Below are 22,261 nucleotides of genomic sequence, written 5' to 3' on the forward strand. Positions count from 1 at the left end.
CCAGAGCGAGTGGCGAAGCACCGCCGCGGGAACGGTGTTGCGTCAGTTTGACCCTGACGGCCCCTGTCCCGTAATCTTGACCGGTCGCTACCCGGCGATACCGCTCTGCTGCGCCCGCTTTGGGCATACCACGGGCGCGCAAGGGGTAGCCGCCACACCAGACCAGTCGCGCAGCAACAAAAGCCTGACGGCAGCCGCGCGAGCACGTTCGAAGTAGCAAGGGGTAGCCGTCCGATGGCAACGTACGCGATCGTCAAGACCGGCGGAAAGCAGTACAAGGTCGCTGTTGGTGACCTCGTCAAGGTCGAGAAGATCGAGGGTGAGCCCGGCACCGCTGTCTCGCTTGCCCCGGTCCTCGTGGTCGATGGGTCCGAGCTGACCACCGACGCCGACAAGCTGGCGAAGATCTCCGTGACCGGCGAGGTTGTCGAGCACACCAAGGGCCCGAAGATCCGGATCCACAAGTTCAAGAACAAGACCGGGTACCACAAGCGCCAGGGTCACCGTCAGAAGCTGACGGTCCTCAAGGTCACCGGTATCAAGTAGCTCGACCTTTCACCGATTCAGCTTTCACCGATTCCTGGGAGGGATTCGACATGGCACATAAAAAGGGTGCATCCAGCTCCCGTAACGGTCGCGATTCAAACGCACAGCGACTCGGCGTGAAGCGCTTCGGCGGCCAGTCCGTCAGCGCCGGCGAGATCCTGGTGCGTCAGCGCGGCACCCACTTCCACCCCGGCGTCAACGTCGGTCGTGGCGGTGACGACACCCTGTTCGCTCTGGCTGCGGGCGCCGTTGAGTTCGGCACCAAGCGTGGGCGCAAGACCGTGAACATCGTTCCGGTCGCGGTAGAGGCCTAGGTCTCCTGCCGACTGTGATCCGGACTCCCGACGTGTCGATACGCTGACGGGTCCGATATCACTTCCGATCTCCCAGTAGGGGCGGGCCAGGGTCTCACAACCCTGCCCGCCCCTATTGTTGTTTCCAGAGATGTTGTTTTCATCAGCGGTGCGCTCGTCTCGTTCGCGCCGCGCACTCTCCGCCAGAAGAATTGACTGAGGAAGGATCCGGCAGTCATGTCCCGATTCATTGACCGCGTGGTGCTGCACGTCAGCGCCGGAAAAGGCGGCAATGGTTGCGCCTCCGTCCACCGCGAGAAGTTCAAGCCGCTCGGCGGCCCCGACGGTGGCAACGGTGGTCGCGGCGGGGATGTCGTGCTCGAGGTGGACGGTAACGTCCACACCCTCCTCGACTTCCACTTCCACGCGCGTGCCAAGGCGACCAGTGGCACGCAGGGTATGGGCGGCAACCGTGAAGGTGCCAACGGCTCGGACCTGATCCTCAAGGTTCCGGACGGCACCGTCGTCGTCGACAAGGACGGGGAGGTCCTCGCCGACCTCGTCGGAATCGGGACCCGGTTCGTCGCTGCCCGCGGCGGCCGCGGCGGCCTGGGTAACGCCTCGCTGGCGTCCAAGGCGCGCAAGGCCCCGGGCTTCGCACTCCTCGGTGAGGAGGGCGAGGCGGGCGACCTGATCCTCGAACTCAAGTCGGTCGCCGACGTGGGCCTCGTCGGGTTCCCCTCCGCCGGCAAGTCGTCGCTGGTGTCGGTCCTGTCGGCTGCGAAGCCGAAGATCGGCGACTACCCGTTCACGACGCTCCAGCCGAACCTCGGTGTCGTCGCGAGTGGCGACACTACGTTCACGGTCGCCGATGTGCCGGGTCTGATCCCGGGCGCGAGCCAGGGCCGCGGACTCGGTCTGGACTTCCTGCGGCACCTCGAGCGCTGCGCGGTGCTCGCGCACGTCGTGGACTGCGCGACGCTCGAGCCGGGCCGGGACCCGATCTCCGACGTCGACGCCCTCGAGGCCGAGCTGGCGGCCTACCAGCCGGCGCTGAAGGGCGACGCGAGCCTCGGTGATCTCGCCGACCGTCCCCGCATCGTGATCCTCAACAAGGCCGACGTCCCCGAGGCAGCCGAGCTGGCCGAAATGGTGACGCCGGACTTCGAGGCGCGCGGATGGCCGGTGTACACGATTTCGGCGGTGAGCCGGGAGGGCTTGCGGCCCTTGATCTTCGCATTGGGCAAGATGGTCGCCGACTACCGTGAGGCGCACCCCAAGGCCGAGCCCAAGCGTCAGATCATCCGTCCGATCGCCGCGAAGGAGACCGGGTTCGACGTCATCGCCGATCCGAATCAGCCGGGTGGCTTCATCGTGCGCGGCGTTCAGCCCGAGCGTTGGGTGCGGCAGACCGCCTTCGACAACGACGAGGCCGTCGGCTACCTCGCGGACCGTCTGGCGCGCCTCGGCGTCGAGGCCGCGCTCGTCAAGCACGGCGCCAAGCCGGGCGCCTTCGTGACCATCGGCGACGTCGGATTCGAGTGGGAGCCGCAGACCGCCGCAGGCGTCGACATCGTCCGCACCGGTCGTGGCACCGATGCCCGCCTCGACCAGGACGAGCGCATCGGCGCGTCCGAGCGCAAGCATGCCCGCAAGGTTCGCCGCGGACTCGACAGCGAGGATCCCGAAGGCCGGTGAGCGAGACCAGAGCGGCCATCGCGTCCGCGCGCAGCATCGTCGTCAAGATCGGGTCCTCGGCTCTGACGAGCCTGATCGGTGGACTCGACGTCGGACGGCTCAACCTGCTCGCGGACGCGCTCGAGGCGCGGATGCGGGCCGGATCGGACGTCGTGGTCGTGTCCTCGGGCGCGGTCGGCGCCGGTCTCGCGCCGCTCGGATTGACTCACCGCCCAAGGGATCTCGCCACCAAGCAGGCTGCGGCCAGTGTCGGTCAGTTGGCGCTTGCACATGCGTGGGGGACGTCGTTCGCGCGGTACGGGCGCACCGTGGGGCAGGTACTGCTCACCGCGGACGACATCGCCCGGCGCACGCAGCATCGCAACGCGCAGCGCACCCTCGATCGGCTGCGCGCTCTGCACGCGGTGGCCATCGTCAACGAGAACGACACCGTCGCAACGACGGAACTGCGGTTCGGTGACAACGACCGGCTCGCAGCGCTGGTCGCGCATCTCGTCGGCGCGGACGCGTTGGTACTGCTGTCCGACGTCGACGGTCTGTACGACGGCGATCCCCGAAAGGGTGGCGCCACACTGATTCCTGAGGTGAACAGCCCCGAGGATCTCGACGGTGTGGTGGCAGGTTCCGGGGGAGCGCTGGGCACGGGCGGCATGGCGTCCAAGCTGTCGGCCGCGCGTCTGGCGGCCGACTCGGGCGTCCCGGTTCTCCTGACCGCGGCCTCGGATGCGGCGTCGGCGCTCACCACGGCCGACGTCGGCACCGTGTTCGCGGCTCGTCCGCACCGGATGTCGGCGCGCAAGTTCTGGGTTCGGCACGCCGCCGACACCCAGGGCGCGCTACATCTCGACGCGGGCGCCGTCCGGGCGGTGGTGGAGCGCCGGCGCTCACTCCTGCCCGCCGGCATCACCGCCGTCGGGGGTCGGTTCTACGGCGGCGACGTCGTGTCGCTCATCGGGCCCGAGGACCGTCCCGTCGCACGTGGCGTGGTGGCGTACGACTCGACGGAGATCGAGGAGATGCTCGGTCGGTCGACCACCGATCTGCCGGCGGACATGCACCGTCCCGTCGTCCACGCCGACGACCTGGTGGCGCTGTAGCGGTTCCGGTCAGGCGGGGAGCGCGGAAACGAGCGACTGCAGTACGTCCGAGCAGCCCTGCTCGATCTTGAGCGTCGCGAACTCGTCGCCCCGCGTCGTCCCGCGGTTGACGATGACGATCGGTAGTCCGTCGCGGGCGGCGCGCCGCACGAAGCGCAGACCCGACATCACCGTGAGGGACGAGCCGACGACCAGCAGGGCGTCGGCGTCGGAGACCATCTCGAACGCGGCGGCCACACGGGGTTTGGGGACGCTTTCGCCGAAGTAGACGATGTCGGGCTTGAGCATTCCGCCGCACTCGGCGCAGTCGACCATCAGGAAGTGGTCGGTGGTCTCGATGACGGCATCGGCGTCGGGCGCGATCTCCACCCCGGTCGCGCCGGCGACGGTGTCCGCAAAGGCAGGGTTGGCGGCGTCGAGGCGCTCGGCGAGCGTCATCCGGGACAGGCGGGCGCCGCAATCGAGGCACCGCACCTGCGCATAGCTGCCGTGGAGGTCGATCACCCGCCGGGTGCCGGCCTTGGTGTGCAGCAGGTCGACGTTCTGGGTGATGACGCCGTGTACGACGCCGGCCCGTTCGAGATCGGCGACCGCGCGGTGCCCGGTGTTGGGCTGGGCTGCGTCCATGTGCCGCCAGCCGAGATGGTTGCGGGCCCAGTAGTGGCGGCGGAAAGAGGGATCGCCCACGAACTGCTGGTAGGTCATCGGGTTCCGCGGTGGGGAATCGGGGCCGCGATAGTCGGGGATTCCGGAGTCGGTGGAGATTCCCGCCCCGGTCAGCACACACACTCGGCGGCCGTGGAGCAGTTCGAGCATTCGGTCGATCACCCGATCCAGGGTAGGCGCGTGTCCGATCCGTTCGATCCACGGTGGTGGTCGGGGACCGAGAACGGACGTCTCGATCACCCGTTCTCGCGGGCGGTGCTCGCGGGTTGCCGCCCAATTCGGCGGAAATGCCACCGTGAACGATTTCACTCTCTATCGTGACCAAATTGGACATATGTCCACGTCGGCGGCGTTCGTGAACGACGGCCGCCCCTCGGTCCCCCAACGAGAGAGCTCTTCATGGTGCCCACATCCCGTTCCGATGAGCCCGGCGCTTCCACGCGTCGCGCGCACGTCATCCGCACGATTCTGGCGGTGCTCGTCATCGCGCCGCTCGCGATCGCCGGCTTCTACATGTGGGCGTTGTGGAATCCGGGTGACACCGTGAACCGGTTGCCGGTCGCGATCGTCAATGCCGACGCAGGTGCCGATGTCGACGGGACCCGGATCGTTGCCGGCGACGAGGTGGTGGCCGCGCTCGTCGACGGCGGCGACGTCGACTGGAAGGTGGTCTCCGCCCAGCAGGCCCAGGACGGAGTCGACGACGGCAGCTACTACTTCTCGGTCGTCATTCCGGAGACGTTCAGCGCGGACGTCGCGAGCGCCGCGAGCGGGGACGGGCGCAAGGCGCAGCTCGACGTGGTCTACAACGACTACAACAGCCTGGTGGCGACACCGGTCGGGGAGAGCGTCGTCGCGCAGGTGCGGTCGGCGGTGTCCGAGTCGATCGGCGAGCAGTCCGTCGACCAGGTTCTCATCGGACTCGGCGATCTGGGCAAGGGCTTCGGCGACGCCGCTGCCGGCGCCCAGCAGCTCTCGGCCGGTACGAAGGACGCGCTGGCAGGTACCAACGAGCTGTACGCGGGCAGCAAGGAACTGTCGGCCGGGCTCGGCGAGGCAAACCAGGGCGGAACCGAGCTCGCGGCCGGTGCCGGTGAGCTCGCAACGGGCGCGGGCCAGGCCGCGGCCGGTTCAGGTGAGTTGAACGCGGGTCTGAACCAGCTCGTGGGCGGCACCGACGAATTGGGTGCCGGGGCGAAGCAGATCAGTGAACTCGTCGACACGGTCACCGGGCCGCTGCTCAGCGTGCTCGGCGAGCAGGGCGACATCCAGTCCCAGCTCGTGGAGTTGAGGGACGGTGCGCGCCAGCTCGCTCGTCAGCTCACCGATCCGGCCGCCGAATACCGTGGCGGCCTGATGTCGGCGGCCGCGGGCGCCGGAGAACTGAACACCGGGCTGGGGCAGCTGACGTCGGGTGCGCAGCAATTGAGCACCGGCGCGAACGAGCTGTCGTCGGGCCTCGGTCAGCTCAACACCGGCGGTATCGCGCTCCGCGACGGTCTGGGGCAGCTTTCATCGGGCATGGGTCAGCTGAACACCGGCAGCAATGAACTCGCGACCGGGCTGACCGACGGCGCCGCGCAGGTTCCGCAGTTCAGCGACGAGCAACGGGCGACCACCGCGGGCCTGCTGTCGGCGCCGGTCGCCGTCGAGGAGACATACGCCTATCCGGCGGCCGGGTTCGGTCCGGGCGCGGTGCCGGCCGTGATGTCGGTGCTGCTGTTCCTGTGCGGCATCCTGATCTGGTTCGTCGTCCGCCCGCGTCGGGGCCGGACTCAACGTGTGCACGAGAGTGTGATCCGGGAGGGTCTGCGGCGGTACCGGGTTCCCGCGGCCGTCACGCTGGTCGCGGCCCTCGTTGCGTCGGTGGTCTCGCTCGTCGTTGCCGACGTCGATCCGCCGAGTGTCCTCGCGATGATCGCGGTCATGATCCTCGTCGGTGCTGCCGCCGTCGCCTCCGGTCGCCTGTTCACAGTCGTGTTCGGCGCCGTCAACGGCACCTTCGTGGCACTGGGCGCCTTGATGATCCAGATCTTCGCCTTCGGAGCGGTGTACCCGATCGAGCAGATGCCGGCGCCGGTGCGCTGGCTGCACGACCTGATGCCGCTGACGTGGGCGCGTAACGCGATGCGGATGGTGCTCGTCGGCTACTACGGTCCGAGGTTCTGGATCGCGGTCGCCGCACTGGCGGGTCTCGTCGTCGTGGCGGTGGCCTTCACCATCTGGTGGCGCCGACGGCTCGAACCGTTCGTCGACGACAGTGCCCCGCAGGAGGATCCGACCGTCGTGATGGAACGCATCGGCTGAGCAGGCGGGCGCACGGAGGGCCGGGTCGACGAGTCGACCCGGCCCTCCGTCCCCGACGCTGTTACGAGACCTGGCGTTCCGCCTCGTCGACTGTGATCAACGGGTAGACGCCGTTCTCGTCGTGCACCTCGCGACCGGTGACCGGGGGATTGAACACGCACAGCATGCGCATCTCGGTGACCGGTTCCACGCGGTGACGTTCGTGCCCGTTCAGCAGATACATGGTGCCCGGGCGCAGCTGGTAGACCTCGCCGCTCTCGAGGTCGGTGAGGATGCCGTCACCCTCGACCAACCACACCGCCTCGATGTGATTGGCGTAGTGGAACTCGTTGACGGACCCGGCTCGAATCACGGTCTCGTGGAACGAGAATCCCACGCCGTCCCCCCCGAGCACGATGCGCTTGCTGCGCCAGTTCCCGTCCTCGCTGGTGATGTCGCGGTCGGTGTCGGTGATCTCGTCGGTGGTACGAACGATCATGAAAGCTCCTCTCGTCACTGCAGTTTCGGAAGGACCCGTGCCGTCAGGCGAAGACCTTGGCGGTGGCCTCGGCGAGAATGCTCAGGCCGTGGTCGAGCTCGTCTTCGGCGATGGTCAGCGGTGGCAACAGTTTCACCACTTCGTCGGACGGTCCGGACGTCTCGGCGAGTAGGCCCTCGTCGAAGGCGAGTCCGCACACCTTCACGGCCATCCCGGGGTCTGCGAACACGAGGCCCTGAACCATGCCGCGGCCGCGGGTGCTGACCCCGTCGAACGTCTCGGCGAGGTTCGAGAAGATCCGGTTGATCCGCTCGCCCTTCGCGAGGGTGGACCGGTGCAGGGCATCGTCGGACCAGTAGTGGTCGAGTGCCGCGGTCGCGGTCACGAAGGCGGGATTGTTACCTCGGAACGTGCCGTTGTGCTCACCGGGAGCCCACAGGTCGAGTTCCGGTTTGAACAGTGTGAGCGCCATCGGCAGGCCGTAGCCGCCGATCGACTTCGACAGCGTCACGATGTCGGGGGTGATCCCGGCGATCTCGAACGAGAAGAACGGACCGGTACGGCCACAGCCCATCTGCACGTCGTCGACGATGAGCAGGATGTCGCGGCGCTGGCAGAGGTCGGCGAGCGCGCGCAGCCATTCGGGCCTGGCGACGTTCACGCCGCCCTCGCCCTGCACGGTCTCGACGATCACCGCGGCCGGACGGTTGAGTCCGCTGCCGGAGTCGTCGAGCACCCGCTCGAACCACTGGAAGTCCTCGGTGACGCCGCCGAAGTAGTTGTCGAACGGCATGGGCGTGGCGTGCACCAACGGCACTCCAGCGCCGGCGCGCTTCATCGAATTGCCGGTCACCGACAACGCGCCGAGCGTCATGCCGTGAAAGGCGTTGGTGAAGTTGATGATCGACTCGCGGCCGGTCGCCTTGCGGGCCAGCTTGAGAGCCGCCTCGACCGAGTTGGTGCCGGTGGGCCCGGGGAACTGCACCTTGTAGTCGAGTCCCCGCGGTTCCAGGATGTTGCGCTGGAAGCTTTTCAGGAACTCGCGTTTGGCGACGGTCGACATGTCGAGTCCGTGTGTGATGCCGTCGCTCGCGATGTAGTCGATCAGTGCTTGTTTCATGACGGGGTTGTTGTGCCCGTAGTTGAGCGCACCGGCGCCCGCGAAGAAGTCCAGGTATTCACGCCCGGTCTCGTCGCGGATCCACGCTCCGGATGCGGTATCGAAGACGGCGGGCCAGTTGCGGCTGTAGCTCCGCACCTCGGATTCGAGCGATTCGAAGATGCTGGTCTCGACAGTGGTCATGAGTGCTCCTTCCTCAGGAGGCGTTCTGCGGCGAGATCGTGTAGAGATCCTCGGCCTCGTGCCCGTCGGGAAAATCGTTGGGGGAGAACAGTTCATTTTTGGTGATCACGCATCCGCGCCGGTGGGCCACGGAGGTGAAGAGTGCTATCGATGCGGCGTTATCGGGGCTGATGGTGGTCTCGAGTTTCCAGACACCTTGCAATGCAACGTGATCGAGAAGATTCGAGAGCATGCGACCGGCCAGCCCGCGGCCTCGCTGATTATCGTCGACGGCAACCTGCCAGACGAAGAGTGTGGCCGGCACCTCGGGGCGCACGTAGCCGGTGACGAATCCGACGACCCTGTCGTCGGCGGTGGCGACTATCGAGGTGTCCTGAAAATCTCTGCACCACAGTAGATATGAGTAGCTCGAATTGAGATCGAGCACCTGCGAATCCTTGGCGATCTCCCAGAGCCGGACTCCGTCTGAGATCTGGGGCTTACGAAACTCCACCGCGTCCGGCGCGGTGGTTGAGGTATTTCTCAGCTGTAATGGCGTCATTGTGGTTGGCGTCCTTGTCAATCGAACCTAACAATCGCGCGTCCCGATTTCACGGATCCGAGTAAATCGGACAGAGGAGACCCGATGCCCTTGCAGGTGAGGCACCCTATGTGAGGCTGATCACACCACGCGCTACTTGGGGGTTGCGAGCGCGAATGGCAGGACTGCGGGGGCGCCAGCCTTCCGAAGTGTCCGGGCTGCCATCGTGAGGGTCCATCCGGTGTCGCTGACGGTGTCGAGCAGGAGGACGGGACGGTCGAGGCCGGACAGGTCCGGGGCGTCCCACATGCCGTCCAGTCCCGCGACGCGGTACGCCGAGTTGGCGGCCGAGACGGGTGGATGCTCGGGCCGCACGTGCAGGATGCCCAGGTCGTCGAGCCGTCCCACCTCAGCCAGTCGTGCGGTGAGGGAGCGCACCAGAACGGGGTGCGTCGACGACTCCAGGCCCATGACCGATCCCGGGCGGTCGCTCCAGTCCCACGCGGCGAGGACCTTGATGCAGGCGTCCACGATGGCATCGGGCACCGGCGCGTCGGGGCCGTCGAGCAGTCCGCGAAGGCGCTGCCCCCAGCCGAGATCCGACAGGCGTCCCAGCACGCGACCGGGCTCGGGACCGTCGGAGATCTTGCCGGACAAGCTGATTCCCAGCTTTGCCATGCCGGTGGGCCACTGCTTGCGGGGCGCGAGGTCGATTCCAGGGCGCTGCAGGCGCTGCCGGGTGTCGGCGAGCGTGGTGTCGCTCACCGCGCCGCTGTACTTGGGCCCGGCACAGTTGTCGCAGCGGCCGCACCGGGCGTCGTCGGAGAGTCCGGGATCGTCGAGTTGGCGGCGCAGGAACGTCATGCGGCACTCGTCGGTGCGCTCGTACTCGAGCATGGCCTGCTGCTCGGCCTGCCGGGCCACTTCGAGCCGGCCGTAGCGGTCGGCGTCGTAGGTCCACGGCTGTCCGGTCGCGAGCCAGCCGCCGCGGACGCGCCGGACCGCGCCGTCGACGTCGAGGACCTTGAGGACCAGTTCGAGTCGGGTGCGGTTCAGTTCGACGAGCGGCTCGAGCGCCATCGTGGACTGCGGGCGTTCGGTGTCGAGGACGTCGATGACCTTGCGGACGATGTGCTCCCGGGGGAAGGACACCGACGCGAAGTAGCTCCAGATCTGCTGATCCTCGTGGCCCGGAAGCAGCACCACCTCGGCGCTGTCGGTCGACCGGCCGGCGCGGCCCACCTGCTGGTAGTACGAGATGGGCGACGACGGTGCACCGAGGTGTACGACGAACCCGAGGTCGGGCTTGTCGAAGCCCATGCCCAGTGCCGACGTCGCGACCAGTGCCTTGACGCGGTTGTTCAGCAGATCCTGTTCGAGAACCTCGCGCTCGGCGGCGTCCGTCTGGCCGGTGTACGCGGCCACCTGGTGGCCCCGGTCGGACAGCAGGCTCGCCAGGTCGCGCGCGGCCGAGACCGTCAGGGTGTAGATGATGCCCGAACCGGGCAGATCGTCGAGGTGCTCGGCGAGCCACGCCGCACGCTGGGTCGCCTCCGGGATGCGCACCACCGACATGCTCAGCGAATCGCGCTCGAGGGTGCCGCGCAGCACGAGGGTCTCGGCCCCGCCGACCCCCAGCTGAGTGGAGACGTCGGCGACGACGCGGTCGTTCGCGGTCGCTGTGGTGGCGAGCACGGGGATGCCCTCGCCCAGTTCCTCGACGAGGGTGCGGATGCGGCGGTAGTCCGGACGGAAGTCGTGGCCCCAGTCCGACACACAGTGCGCCTCGTCGACCACGACGAGCCCCGCGTCCGCGGCGAGGGACGGCAACACCTGGTCGCGGAAGTCCGGGTTGTTGAGCCGCTCGGGGCTCACCAGCAGCACATCCAGTTCACGGTCCGCGACGCGCTGGTGGATCTCGTCCCACTCGGTGACGTTGCCGGAGTTGATCGTCGCGGCCTGCACCCCCGCGCGCTCCGCGGACGCCACCTGGTTACGCATGAGCGCCAGCAGGGGCGAGACGATGACGGTGGGGCCGTGACCGCGCGCACGCAGCAGTTTCGCGGCGATGAAGTAGACGGCCGACTTGCCCCAGCCGGTGCGCTGCACGACGAGCGCTCTCCGGCGCCCGACGACGAGCGCCTCGATCGCCGTCCACTGGTCTTCGCGCAGAACGGCCTGCGGCCCCGCGAGTTCGCGGAGCAACCGCTCGGCCTCGTCGCGGAGTTCGGCGGCAGACTCGGTGGTGGTCGCGGTCGTCATGTCTCCATCGTGCCCGAGGGGGCCGACAGGTCGGGTGACGCGGTGGGCGCGCTCAGTCGGCTGTCGACCGCGCCATGTGCAGGATCGGGAAGGGGCGCCCGTCGGCGTCGGTCGCCGAACGGCTCCGCGTGACGAACCCGTGGCGCTCGTAGAACCCGACGGCCTGCGGATTCTGCTCGTTGACGTCGAGGATCAGGTCCGGGTGGTCGGCGAGCGCACGCCGCAGCAGCGCCGAACCGACACCACGACCGCGATACGTGTCGTCGACGAACAGCATTTCGAGGGAGTTGCCGGCCAGCCCGGAGAAGCCTGCCGGGGTGCCCTCGACGTCGGCGACCGTGAGCTCGACCGCCGGCAGGTAGTCGCTCAACATCCGTGACGCGTAGAAGTCGACGTCCTCCGGCGAGAGGAAGGTGTGCGTCGCCTCGACAGCGCTGCGCCAGATGCGGACGAGAAAAGGCCACTCGGCGGGGCCGTGGCACGGGCGTAGGACCGGGTCGTGTGTGGAACGCATTCCGTGGAGCGTACGGCCGTCGGGTCGAGGCTCCAACCCGTTTTCGTGTCAGCTTTGGCGGGCCAGCAGCGCGTCGATCTCCTTCCGTGTCGGCGAGGCCGCCGCCGCGCCGGGCCGGGTCGTCGCCAGCGCGCCCGCGGCACCAGCGAAGGTGAGTGCCTCCTGCGGCCCGCGGTTCCAGGCGACGGCGAGCGCGCCGGTGAAGGCGTCGCCGGCGCCCGTCGTGTCGACCGCGTCGACGGTGAGGGCGTCGGCCCGAACTCGCTCGCCCGTCGGACCCCGGTAGCGCGCGCCGTCGGCACCGAGGGTCGTGACGACGTGGTGCACGCGGGAGAGGGTGTCCTCGCCGAGTTGGCGTTCCTCGGTCTCGTTGACGACGAGGACGTCTACGGCGTCGACGAGGTCGTCCGGAAGTGTTTGCGCCGGCGACGGATTGAGCATCACGAGGGTGTCGTGCGTGGAGGCGTGGCGGGCGGCTGCGGTCACCGTGTGGATCGGAATCTCCAACTGGCACAGCAGGACGTCGGCGTTCGCGATCGCCGCCAGTTCGCTCTCGGTGAGGTCGTGGACGTGTGAGTTGGCCCCCGCCACCACGATGATCGAGTTCTGGCCGTCGTCGTCGACGGTGATCGCGGCGACCCCGCTGGGGCCCGGCACCTCCCGCAGGTGTTCGGCGTCGACCTCGGCGTCCACGAGCGTCTGGCGCAGCTCGAGCGCGAACGTGTCGTCACCCACCGCTCCGACGAAGGCGACGTCGCCACCGGCCTTCGCGGCCGCGATCGCCTGGTTCGAACCCTTGCCGCCCGGTGTGGTCGCGAAGGACGTTCCGAGGATGGTCTCGCCGGGGGCGGGCATCCGGGAAGTCCGGGTCACCAGATCCATGTTGATGCTGCCGACGACTACCACGCTGTTCTCCGCCATGTATCGAGGCTAGTTGCCGTGGCCGGCAGCGGGAGGTGTCAGTAGCGGGAGGAGGCCCGGCCGAGAAGCATGTAGTACCCGCCGCAGACCAGGGCACCGAACACCGCACCGACCACCAGCGCGATGCGGCCGGCCTCGCTGAAGAAGAGCAGCACCACGACGAAGGCGAGGAAGGTCAACGCGATCCAGTTCGTGTAGGGCGCGCCGGGCAGTCGGTAGTCCGATGCCGGCAGCGCTCCCCGGTTCACGAAGCGCCGGTAGCGCAGGTGGCAGGCGAGGATCACACCCCAGACGAAGATGATGCCGACCGTCGAGACCGACGTGATGTAGACGAAGGCGCGGTCGGGGGAGAGGATGTTGACGATGACGCCGATGATCATCGCGGCGGCCGACATCGTGATGCCCACGTACGGGACGTGCCGGCCGTTGAGCTTGCCCAGCGCGGCCGGCGCCTCGTGGCGCAGCGACAGGCTGCGCAGCATCCGGCCCGTCGAGTAGATACCCGAGTTGCACGACGACAGTGCCGCGGTGAGCAGGACGAAGTTCATGATCCCCGCCGCCGCGGGGATGCCGATCTGTTCGAGTACCTCGACGAACGGGCTCTTCCCGGCCTGGAAGTCACGCCAGCTCGCGACGGACAGGATCACGATCAGAGAGCCGACGTAGAACAGGCCGATGCGGAACGGCAGGGTGTTGATCGCCTTGCGCAGCGTCTGTTTGGGGTTCTTCGCCTCCCCGGCCGTGACACCCACCAGCTCGACGCCCACGTACGCGAACATCACGACCTGCAGGGTCATCAGTGCGCTGCCGAACCCGTTCGGGAAGACGCCGCCGTCGGCCCACAGATTGGTGACGGTGGGGTTGGTGGCGTGGCCGAAGCCGAGCGTGAGGACGCCGATGCCGATCAGGATCATCCCCAGGATGGCGGTGATCTTGATGGCGGAGAACCAGAACTCGGCCTCGCCGAAGAGTTTCACCGAGATGAGGTTGGCGCTGAACAGCACCAGCAGGACGACGAGGGCGGTCAGCCACGTCGGCACACTCGGCCACCAGTATTCGACGTACTTGCCGGCCACGGTGATCTCGGCCATGCACGTGGCAGCCCAGACGGCCCAATACGCCCACCCGGTCGCGAAACCGAAGAAGCGTCCCAGGAACTCCTCCGCGTACTCGGCGAAGCTGCCGGAGATCGGCCGGTAGGTGAGCAGTTCACCCAGAGCACGCATGATGACGAAGATTGCGAGGCCGGCCGCCAGATAGGCCAGGATGAGCGACGGCCCGGCCTCCTCGATCGCGCCGCCGGCGCCGTAGAATAGGCCGGTGCCGATCGCTCCGCCGAGCGCGATCATCTGCACGGTGCGGGCATTGAGTCCGCGGCTGTATCCCTCGGACGGTGCTTCGTGGATCGTCTCGTGTCGTGACACTGACTTTTCCTTACGCTGGCGGCGCATGGGCAGAACGATTATGCGCTTGGTGCGCTCGCTAATCTGTAGATATGACTGCCGCGACGCATACTTCACCGGCCGCCAACGACTCGGGGGCCATCCGTGACGAGGTGCACGACGCTGCCCGTCGCGCGCGCATCGCGTCCCGGGTGCTGGCGCTGTTGACCACTGCGCAGAAGGACGCTGCCCTGCACGCGGCCGCGGATGCGGTGCTCGCCGCCACCGACGCCGTCCTGGCTGCCAACGCCGCGGACATCGAGGCGGCCCGCGCGACCGGTACCGAGGAATCTCTGCTCGATCGACTTCGCCTGACGGCCGCGCGTGTCGAGGGCATCGCGGCCGGACTGCGTCAGGTGGCCGGTCTGTCCGATCCGATCGGTGAGATCGTCCGCGGTTCGACGCTGCCGAACGGCCTCGAGATCCGTCAGCTCCGCGTGCCCCTCGGCGTGGTCGGCATGGTGTACGAGGCGCGCCCGAACGTCACGGTCGACGCATTCGGTCTGGCGCTCAAGTCCGGCAACGCGGCACTGCTGCGGGGATCGTCGTCGGCCGCCCACTCCAACGCCGCGCTCGTGAAGGTGCTCCGGGCAGCGCTCACCGAGCAGGGTCTGCCCGCCGATGCCGTCCAGTTGCTCCCCAGCGCCGACCGCTCGAGTGTCACGCACCTCATCCAGGCCCGCGGCCTCGTCGACGTCGTCATCCCGCGCGGCGGTGCCGGCCTCATCAACGCGGTCGTCCGCGACGCGACCGTCCCGACGATCGAGACGGGCGTCGGCAACTGCCACGTCTACGTCCATTCCGCGGCCGACCTGGAGATGGCCGAGAAGATCGTTCTCAACGCCAAGACTCGTCGCCCCAGCGTGTGCAATACCGCCGAGACGCTGCTCGTCGATGCCGCGATCGCCGAGACCGCGGTTCCGAAGCTGCTGCAGGCACTCCAGATGCACAGCGTCACCGTGCACGGCGACCTGCCCGGACTCGTGCCGGCCACCGAGGAGGACTGGTCGGAGGAGTACCTGACCCTCGACATCGCCCTCAAGGTCGTCGACGGGATGGACGCTGCCGTCGCGCACATCGACTGCTACGGGACGGGCCACACGGAGGCCATCGTGACGTCCGATTTGTCCGCGGCGCGCGAGTTCACCGCCCGTGTCGACGCTGCCGCGGTTATGGTCAACGCCTCGACCGCGTTCACCGACGGTGAGCAGTTCGGGTTCGGCGCGGAGATCGGGATCTCCACGCAGAAGCTGCACGCCCGCGGCCCGATGGGGCTGGGCGAGCTCACCTCGACCAAGTGGACTGTCTGGGGAGACGGCCATACCCGACCGGCCTGACGGCCCGAAAGGAGCGAGTGTGGACCGGGCCCTGCCGACTGCACCGCCGCTGTTCGCGAGCGTCGACGACGTCGTCGCGCGTCTCGCCGAGACCGGCTACCTCGCCGACAAGGGGACCGCGACCGCGGTGTTCCTCGCCGACCGGCTGGGAAAGCCGCTGCTCATCGAGGGTCCGGCGGGTGTCGGCAAGACCGAGCTGGCCCGGGCCGTCGCGCAGACGTCCGGCGCGGAGCTGGTGCGCCTGCAGTGCTACGAGGGCGTCGACGAGTCCCGCGCGCTCTACGAGTGGAATCACGCGAAGCAGATCCTGCGCATTCAAGCAGGCAGTGATCACAGCTGGGACGCGACGAAGCAGGACGTCTTCTCCGAGGAGTTCCTGCTGACGCGCCCGCTGCTGACCGCGATCCGCCGTGAGGACCCGACGGTGCTGCTGATCGATGAGGTCGACAAGGCCGACGTCGAGATCGAGGGCCTGCTACTGGAGGTGCTCAGCGACTTCGCCGTCACGATCCCCGAACTCGGCACCATCACCGCGACCCGAAAGCCCTTCGCGGTGCTCACCTCGAACGCGACCCGCGAGCTGTCGGAGGCGCTCAAGCGCCGCTGCCTGTTCCTGCACCTGGAGTTCCCGGATGCCGACCTCGAGCGCCGGATCCTGGCGAGCCGGGTTCCGGAGCTGCCCGAGGCGATCGCCGAGCAACTCGTCCGCACGGTGAACGTGCTGCGCGGTATGCAGCTCAAGAAGGTGCCGTCGGTGTCGGAGACCATCGACTGGGGACGGACCTTGCTCGCGCTGGGACTCGACACCCTCGACGACGACGCCGTCCGCGCCACGATGGGTGTCGTACTCAAGCATCGCGCCGATCACCAGCGCGCCGCCGCCGAGCTCCGTCTGAACTGAGAGGGCCGAGCCGATGGTCACCCCGTCCGCACGCCGCCGCGGCGGCCCGCCGGCTCCGCACGGCATCCCGGGCCATCTCGTCGACTTCGTCGAGGCCCTCCGGCGACGCGGCATCGCCGTCGGACCCTCCGAGACTGTCGACGCCGGCCGCGTGATGTCGGTGCTCGACCTGTTGGACCGCGAAGCGCTGCGGGAAGGCCTCGCGTGCTCGCTGCTGCGGCGTCCGACCCACCGCGCCACGTTCGACGCGCTGTTCGACCTGTGGTTCCCCTCGGGTGTCGGTGTGCGCGGCGCGGATTCGGACGGCGGTGCGGATCCCTCGCTGCCCCGGACCACCGACGGCGAGATCGACTTCGCCGCCCTGCAGGAACTACTCGCCGACCTCCTCTCGGACGATTCGCCCGAGGCGCTCGAACAGCTCGAGGCGATCGTCGCGCAGATGGTCGAAGAAATCGGCAAGTACGAGTCGTCGAACGGGCCGTCGTTCTCGGCGTACCAGGCCCTGCGCAACGTCGCGCCCGACAGGCTCCTCGAGAAGATCCTCTCCGGGCTGCTGGGCAACCAGCCACACGAGGACAAGGCGGGCGGCAACTACGCGTCCGAGGTCGCCAAGCGTGCCGCGGTGCAGCGGATCGCGGACTTCCGCAAGATGGTCGAGTCCGAGACGCGCCGCCGGTCGGCGGAGCAGGTCGGCAAGGAACGGGTCGCGAGCTACGGGGTGCCCAAGCTTGCCGAGGAGGTCGACTTCCTGCGGGCGTCCGACTCCGAACTGGTTGCTCTGCGACGGAGCGTGACACCGCTCGCCCGGCTCCTGGCCAGCCGGCTGGCCGCGCGGCGCAGCCGGTCCCGCGCGGGCTCGATCGATCTGCGCCGCACCCTGCGCAAGTCGATGTCGACCGGCGGCGTGCCGATCGATCTGGTCCAGCGCAAGCCGCGCCCAGCCCGCCCGGAGCTGGTGCTGCTGTGCGACGTCTCGGGATCGGTGGCCGGTTTCTCGCATTTCACGCTGCTCCTGGTGCACGCGCTGCGCGAGCAATTCTCCCGGGTACGTATCTTCGCGTTCATCGACACCACCGACGAGGTGACCGGCTTCTTCGACACGGGAGCCGATCTCGGAACGGCGATGTCGCGGATGATCCGTGAGGCCGAACTGATCACGTACGACGGGCACTCCGACTACGGTCACGCGCTCGGGGTGTTCGCCGAGCGGTACGCGCACACCCTCACCGGCCGCAGTTCGCTCCTCGTGCTGGGTGACGCCCGCAACAACTACCGTGATCCTGGGCTGCCCGCCCTCGAGAATCTGGTCTCGGTTGCCAAGCACGCCCACTGGCTCAACCCCGAACCGCGAGGTCAGTGGGGGACGGGCGACTCGGCGGCCCTCGTCTACAACGAGGTGATCGACATGCACGAGTGCCGCTCCTCGCAGCAACTCGCGGCGGTGGTCGCCGGTTTGCTGCCTGTGTGAATGGGCGCGCCACGGCAGCCCGTAAGCTGGATCCTCGTGCAGCAGTCCTCAGCGATCACCCCTCGGCGCCGTCTGGGCGTGATGGGTGGCACCTTCGATCCGATCCACCACGGTCACCTCGTGGCCGCCAGTGAGGTCGCGGATCGATTCGCGCTCGACGAGGTGATCTTCGTGCCCACGGGACAGCCGTGGCAGAAGGACGATCGCGATGTCAGCCCGGCCGAGGACCGCTACCTGATGACGGTCATCGCGACCGCGTCGAACCCGAGGTTCTCGGTGAGCCGCGTCGACATCGACCGGGGCAAGGTCACCTACACGGTGGACACGCTGCGGGACCTGCGGGCGCAGCATCCGGACGCCGAGCTGTACTTCATCACGGGCGCGGACGCGATCGAGAACATCCTGTCGTGGCAGGACTGGGAGGAACTTTTTGCGCTGGCCAAGTTCGTCGGCGTCTCGCGGCCGGGCTACGAGTTGCACACCGAGCACCTCGCGTCCCACCTCGAGCGGCTGCCGCGCGATGCGGTGACACTGATCGAGATCCCCGCGCTGGCGATCTCGTCCACCGAGTGTCGACTGCGGGCCAGCGAACATCGACCCGTCTGGTACCTGGTGCCGGACGGGGTGGTGCAGTACATCAGCAAACGGAACCTGTACCGGCCGCGTGGGGCGGAGCGGCTGGACGGTGCGGTCACGATGTCGGAGCCCGTCCCGGCGCGACAGTCGTCCGCCGACCCTTCACAATCTTCAGTACAAGAATCGGGAGAACACTGAGTGAGCGCATCGAACGACGCCATCGAGATGGCACGAATCGCGGCACTGGCGGCCGACGAGAAGTTGGCCACGGACGTGGTGGTGCTCGACGTTTCGGAGCACCTCGTCATCACGGACTGCTTCGTCATCGCGTCGGCTGCCAACGAACGTCAGGTCAACGCGATCGTCGACAACGTCGAGGACAAGCTGCGTGAGGCCGGGCACAAGCCTGTCCGTCGCGAGGGCGCCCGCGAGGGACGCTGGGCCCTGATCGACTTCGTCGACATCGTGGTGCACATCCAGCACACCGACGAGCGCAACTTCTACGCGCTCGACCGGCTGTGGAAGGACTGCCCCGAGATCCCCGTCGAGGGTGTCGAGCAGCGCCAGCTTCCGATCGGCGACGAGCCGGCGGACGAGGATGGGGAGCCCCAGCAGTGACGGCCGCCGCAGCCGGACCAGCGGTCAGGCGGCTGATCCTGCTGCGGCACGGCCAGACCGAATACAACGCATCCAACCGGATGCAGGGACAGCTCGACACCGATCTGTCCGACCTGGGGCGTTCGCAGGCGAAGTCGGCGGCGCAAGCCCTCGCCGACAAGCGCCCGTTCGCGATCGTCTCGTCCGACCTGCGGCGCGCGCACGACACCGCGCTCGCGTTGGGTGACCACGTCGGTCTGCCGGTCGAAACCGACACCCGGCTGCGGGAGACGCACCTCGGCGACTGGCAGGGGCTCACCCACACCGACGTCGACGAGATCTCGCCCGGCGCTCGCGCGCTGTGGCGCACCGACGCCGAGTGGGGCCCGCCGCAGGGGGAGAGCCGCACCGACGTCGCCGCCCGCAGCCTGCCGGTCGTGCAGGAACTGCTGGCGCGCCACGAGAACTGGGGATCGGATCCGCTGGTGCTCGTCGCGCACGGCGGCCTGATCGCGGCGCTGACCGCTCGACTGCTCGACCTGCCGGTGGATCGCTGGCCGGTGCTCGGAGGACTCGGGAACACCAGCTGGGTGCAGCTCAGCGGACACGGGGAGGGTACGGAACCGGTATGGCGGTTGGATGTGTGGAACGCGTCGGCGAACGTGGCAGGCGACATTCTCTGACGGGGGTCCCGTCGATTCCGGTTCTGACGGGGGTGTCGTCGTGACGTCTCCCGAGGCGGGTCAGCCCGTCCTGTTGGTGGTCGCGGATTCGCTGGCCTACTACGGGCCCAAGGGCGGGCTTCCTGCCGACCATCCGCGGATCTGGCCCAGTCTCGTCGCGAAGGAACTGGGGTGGCGGGTCGAGCTCGTCGCCCGAATCGGCTGGACCAGCCGCGACGCGTGGTGGGCGATCACGCAGGATCCGCGGGTGTGGGCGGCGGTGCCTCAGGCGGGTGCCGTCGTATTCGCTGTCGGCGGGATGGATTCGCTGCCGTCGCCGCTGCCGACCGCGCTACGTGAGCAACTGCGCTACATTCGTCCGCCCGCGCTGAGACGAGTAGTCCGCTCCGGCTACCAGTGGCTCCAGCCGCGGCTCTCGAAGCTCGGCCGGCCGGTGGCGTTGCCGCCGAAGTTGTCGGTCGAGTATCTCGAGAGCTGCCGCGACGCGCTCGCCGCGATCCGGCCGGACCTGCCGGTGATCGGCACGTATCCGGCGGTGCATCGCTGTGACGCGTACGGTCGGGTTCACACCGGACGGGAGCCCGCGGTGCGGGCGCTCGCCGAGTGGTCGTCGAGCAAGGGCGTGCCGATGGTCGACCTTGCGGACGCGGTGCGCGACAACGTCTTCTCCGATCGCGCCAACCCGGACGGAATTCACTGGGGCTGGGACGCCCACGAGGAGGTGGCCGCGGTGATGATCGATGCGATCAAGAACGTCCGACGCGCCGACGCGCCGACCGCCGCCACCGAGTCCGGAACGGAGTAGCGCCGTGCCCGTCGTCGTCGTGACCGATTCGTCGGCCTGCTTGTCGCCCGAACTGATCGATCGCTTCGGTATTCGGGTGGTGCCGCTGCATCTACTCAGCGACGGTCGGGATCTGCGGGACGGCATCGATCCGGTTCCGGACGATCTGTCCGGCGTGACGACGTCCGGTGCGTCGCCGGGTGAGCTCGCCGACGCGTACGCCGAAGCGCTCGAACAGAGCGGCGGTGACGGGGTAGTGGCCGTGCACATTTCGCGCGGGCTGTCCGGGACGTGGGAGGCGGGCAGGCAAGCGGCGCAGAAGCTCGGCGAGAAGGTGCGCATCGTCGATTCGGAGTCGACGGCGATGGGCCTGGGTTTCCCTGCACTCGCTGCGGCGCGTGTGGCACGCGCCGGAGGGGGGCTCAAGTCGGTGTATCAACGAGCCGTCGAGGTGGCGGCCCGCGGGCGCACGCTCATCGTGGTCGATCGACTCGACCATCTGCGGCGCGGTGGCCGCATCGGCACGGCGGCCGCTCTGCTCGGCACGGCGCTCGCCATGAAGCCCGTGCTGCATCTGGTCGACGGAAAACTCGTGTTGCGGGAGAAGACCCGGACGTCGACGAAGGCTCTTGCGAAGCTCGTGGACGCCGCGGTGGCGCAGGCCGGGCCCGGCCCGGCCGCGGTCGCGGTGCACCACTCGCACGCCGCCGACCGCGCCGAGGAGGTGGCGGCGCAGCTGAAGGATCGAATCCCCGATCTGAGCGAGGTGATCGTGACCGAGATCGGTGCTGTCCTCGGCGCCCACGTCGGGCCCGGCGCGATCGGGGTCGTGGTGTGCCCCGGCGGTGCGGGTCTGCCCGCGTCGGAGGACGATTCGTCCCCGTCATCCACAGCTGATCACTGATCCACAGGTTTCTTTCCCGGGCCTGATTCCGCCGGGTCACCGTCCGACCAGGGTTCTAGCGTCGGTCCCATGGGTACCGATCAGGATCGTGAGACGGTTCGACGCAGGCTGGTGGCGGCATCGACTGCGCCGGCACCGACCGTCGCCGCTCCCGGCGACGAACCGGATGTCGTCGGTGATGTCCGCGAGCGGGCACCGGGATGGCTGTTCGAGCGCGACGGACACTCGGAGCCGGACGAGCCGGAGGACCTTCCCCCACATCGGGCCGGCCGCGCGCGGCTGACACCCGGACGCCGCGGTGCCGCTGCGCTGGTGCTCGTGGGGCTGGTCGCCGCCGGCGTCGCGGCGGCCACGGTCTGGCGCGATCGGCCGACGGAACAGGCGGTGCCACCGCTACCGGTCGTCGAAGTCCACCAGGCCGACATCGGCGGCGCCCGGAGCATGGATGCTCCGCCGGCAACGACGACCGTGGCTCCTGACGCGAACGCGCAGCTGATCGTGAGTGTCGTCGGACTGGTGAATCAGGCTGGGCTGGTGCATCTTCCCCCGGGCTCGCGTATCGCGGACGCGTTGGCCGCGGCGGGCGGAGCGCGGCCGGGTGCGGACGTCCTGGGACTGAACATGGCCGAACGCGTCGACGACGGCGATCAGATCCTCGTCGGCGCAGCGCCCATCGACGGTGGGGCGACGACGGTCGGCAGCGCACGGGTGGGGACATCAGCCGGAAGCGGTGTGCCGGGGACGGCCACGGGTGGTGCGGGCAAGGTCAACTTGAACACCGCCGGCGAAGCCGAACTGGATGCGTTGCCGGGAGTCGGGCCGGTCACCGCCGCGGCGATCGTCTCGTGGCGGCAGACCAACGGAAAGTTCAGCGCCGTCGAGCAGTTGGGGGAGGTGGACGGGATCGGCCCGGCCCGCCTGGCCAAGCTGCGCGATCTGGTGACGCTCTGATGGTGCGGGCGCG

The 22,261-nt window shown here is 68.5% G+C and carries 22 protein-coding genes; 14 read left to right on the top strand and 8 right to left on the bottom strand.

Features of this window, described 5'->3' with window-relative positions; all coding sequences use genetic code 11:
- Positions 1-234 precede the first annotated feature (234 nt).
- The 4 genes from rplU (at position 235) to proB (ending at position 3,634) form a co-directional block, all read left to right on the top strand.
- Positions 235-546 carry a 50S ribosomal protein L21 gene (gene rplU / locus C8K36_RS05085; RefSeq protein WP_005512259.1) on the top strand — a complete coding sequence of 104 codons (312 nt, stop codon included), beginning with the start codon at positions 235-237 and terminating at the stop codon, positions 544-546.
- Positions 547-596: 50 nt separating this feature from the next.
- Positions 597-860, top strand: coding sequence for a 50S ribosomal protein L27 (gene rpmA, locus C8K36_RS05090; RefSeq protein WP_107983269.1), 264 nt, complete (start codon positions 597-599; stop codon positions 858-860).
- Positions 861-1,076: 216 nt separating this feature from the next.
- Positions 1,077-2,537: a GTPase ObgE gene (gene obgE / locus C8K36_RS05095; RefSeq protein WP_107983270.1), complete on the top strand. Its 1,461-nt coding sequence runs from the start codon at positions 1,077-1,079 to the stop codon at positions 2,535-2,537.
- Positions 2,534-3,634 (top strand): glutamate 5-kinase, encoded by a 1,101-nt coding sequence (gene proB / locus C8K36_RS05100; RefSeq protein ID WP_107983271.1) that lies wholly within the window; start codon positions 2,534-2,536, stop codon positions 3,632-3,634. The genes obgE and proB overlap by 4 nt, the downstream gene beginning before the upstream one ends.
- A gap of 9 nt (positions 3,635-3,643) precedes the next feature.
- On the opposite strand, the gene C8K36_RS05105 is transcribed toward proB, so the two are convergent.
- The gene (locus tag C8K36_RS05105) at positions 3,644-4,450 is read right to left on the bottom strand and encodes an NAD-dependent protein deacetylase (RefSeq protein WP_420910857.1); all 807 of its coding nucleotides are present in this window, start codon (positions 4,448-4,450) and stop codon (positions 3,644-3,646) included.
- A gap of 249 nt (positions 4,451-4,699) precedes the next feature.
- On the opposite strand from C8K36_RS05105, the gene C8K36_RS05110 reads away from it, so the two are divergent.
- A complete protein-coding gene (locus tag C8K36_RS05110) occupies positions 4,700-6,607 on the top strand; it encodes a YhgE/Pip domain-containing protein (protein WP_107983273.1) in 1,908 nt (635 codons plus the stop codon).
- Positions 6,608-6,668: 61 nt separating this feature from the next.
- Here the strand turns inward: C8K36_RS05110 and C8K36_RS05115 are convergent, their stop codons facing one another.
- From C8K36_RS05115 to C8K36_RS05145, 7 genes are all read right to left on the bottom strand, one after another.
- Positions 6,669-7,085 carry an ectoine synthase gene (locus C8K36_RS05115; protein ID WP_107983274.1) on the bottom strand — a complete coding sequence of 139 codons (417 nt, stop codon included), beginning with the start codon at positions 7,083-7,085 and terminating at the stop codon, positions 6,669-6,671.
- A 43-nt stretch (positions 7,086-7,128) separates the two neighbouring features.
- Entirely contained in the window at positions 7,129-8,388 is a 1,260-nt protein-coding gene (gene ectB, locus C8K36_RS05120) for a diaminobutyrate--2-oxoglutarate transaminase (protein WP_107983275.1), read from the bottom strand.
- A gap of 13 nt (positions 8,389-8,401) precedes the next feature.
- Positions 8,402-8,929, bottom strand: coding sequence for a diaminobutyrate acetyltransferase (gene ectA, locus C8K36_RS05125; RefSeq protein ID WP_107983276.1), 528 nt, complete (start codon positions 8,927-8,929; stop codon positions 8,402-8,404).
- Positions 8,930-9,061: 132 nt separating this feature from the next.
- The gene (locus C8K36_RS05130) at positions 9,062-11,170 is read right to left on the bottom strand and encodes a RecQ family ATP-dependent DNA helicase (protein WP_107983277.1); all 2,109 of its coding nucleotides are present in this window, start codon (positions 11,168-11,170) and stop codon (positions 9,062-9,064) included.
- A 52-nt stretch (positions 11,171-11,222) separates the two neighbouring features.
- Entirely contained in the window at positions 11,223-11,684 is a 462-nt protein-coding gene (locus tag C8K36_RS05135; RefSeq protein ID WP_107983278.1) for a GNAT family N-acetyltransferase, read from the bottom strand.
- A gap of 48 nt (positions 11,685-11,732) precedes the next feature.
- The gene (locus C8K36_RS05140; protein ID WP_107983279.1) at positions 11,733-12,605 is read right to left on the bottom strand and encodes a ribokinase; all 873 of its coding nucleotides are present in this window, start codon (positions 12,603-12,605) and stop codon (positions 11,733-11,735) included.
- Between the two features lie 38 nt (positions 12,606-12,643).
- Positions 12,644-14,056, bottom strand: coding sequence for an amino acid permease (locus tag C8K36_RS05145; protein WP_107983280.1), 1,413 nt, complete (start codon positions 14,054-14,056; stop codon positions 12,644-12,646).
- Between the two features lie 44 nt (positions 14,057-14,100).
- Here C8K36_RS05145 and C8K36_RS05150 point away from each other — a divergent pair, with 44 nt between their 5' ends.
- The 9 genes from C8K36_RS05150 (at position 14,101) to C8K36_RS05190 (ending at position 22,248) form a co-directional block, all read left to right on the top strand.
- Positions 14,101-15,384: a glutamate-5-semialdehyde dehydrogenase gene (locus tag C8K36_RS05150; RefSeq protein ID WP_107983281.1), complete on the top strand. Its 1,284-nt coding sequence runs from the start codon at positions 14,101-14,103 to the stop codon at positions 15,382-15,384.
- A gap of 19 nt (positions 15,385-15,403) precedes the next feature.
- A complete protein-coding gene (locus C8K36_RS05155; RefSeq protein ID WP_107983282.1) occupies positions 15,404-16,285 on the top strand; it encodes an AAA family ATPase in 882 nt (293 codons plus the stop codon).
- Between the two features lie 13 nt (positions 16,286-16,298).
- The gene (locus tag C8K36_RS05160; protein WP_107983283.1) at positions 16,299-17,753 is read left to right on the top strand and encodes a vWA domain-containing protein; all 1,455 of its coding nucleotides are present in this window, start codon (positions 16,299-16,301) and stop codon (positions 17,751-17,753) included.
- The gene (gene nadD / locus C8K36_RS05165) at positions 17,754-18,527 is read left to right on the top strand and encodes a nicotinate-nucleotide adenylyltransferase (protein WP_420910841.1); all 774 of its coding nucleotides are present in this window, start codon (positions 17,754-17,756) and stop codon (positions 18,525-18,527) included.
- The gene (gene rsfS / locus C8K36_RS05170; RefSeq protein WP_107983285.1) at positions 18,528-18,947 is read left to right on the top strand and encodes a ribosome silencing factor; all 420 of its coding nucleotides are present in this window, start codon (positions 18,528-18,530) and stop codon (positions 18,945-18,947) included. It begins immediately after the preceding gene.
- Positions 18,948-19,027: 80 nt separating this feature from the next.
- Positions 19,028-19,609 carry a histidine phosphatase family protein gene (locus C8K36_RS05175; RefSeq protein ID WP_420910858.1) on the top strand — a complete coding sequence of 194 codons (582 nt, stop codon included), beginning with the start codon at positions 19,028-19,030 and terminating at the stop codon, positions 19,607-19,609.
- 40 nt (positions 19,610-19,649) lie between these two features.
- A complete protein-coding gene (gene octT, locus C8K36_RS05180; protein ID WP_107983287.1) occupies positions 19,650-20,414 on the top strand; it encodes a diglucosylglycerate octanoyltransferase in 765 nt (254 codons plus the stop codon).
- A 4-nt stretch (positions 20,415-20,418) separates the two neighbouring features.
- A complete protein-coding gene (locus C8K36_RS05185) occupies positions 20,419-21,297 on the top strand; it encodes a DegV family protein (protein WP_107983288.1) in 879 nt (292 codons plus the stop codon).
- A gap of 69 nt (positions 21,298-21,366) precedes the next feature.
- Positions 21,367-22,248 (top strand): ComEA family DNA-binding protein, encoded by an 882-nt coding sequence (locus C8K36_RS05190; RefSeq protein WP_107983289.1) that lies wholly within the window; start codon positions 21,367-21,369, stop codon positions 22,246-22,248.
- Positions 22,249-22,261 lie beyond the last annotated feature (13 nt).

The sequence above is a fragment of the Rhodococcus sp. OK519 genome, from assembly GCF_003051005.1.
Lineage (GTDB): Bacteria > Actinomycetota > Actinomycetes > Mycobacteriales > Mycobacteriaceae > Prescottella.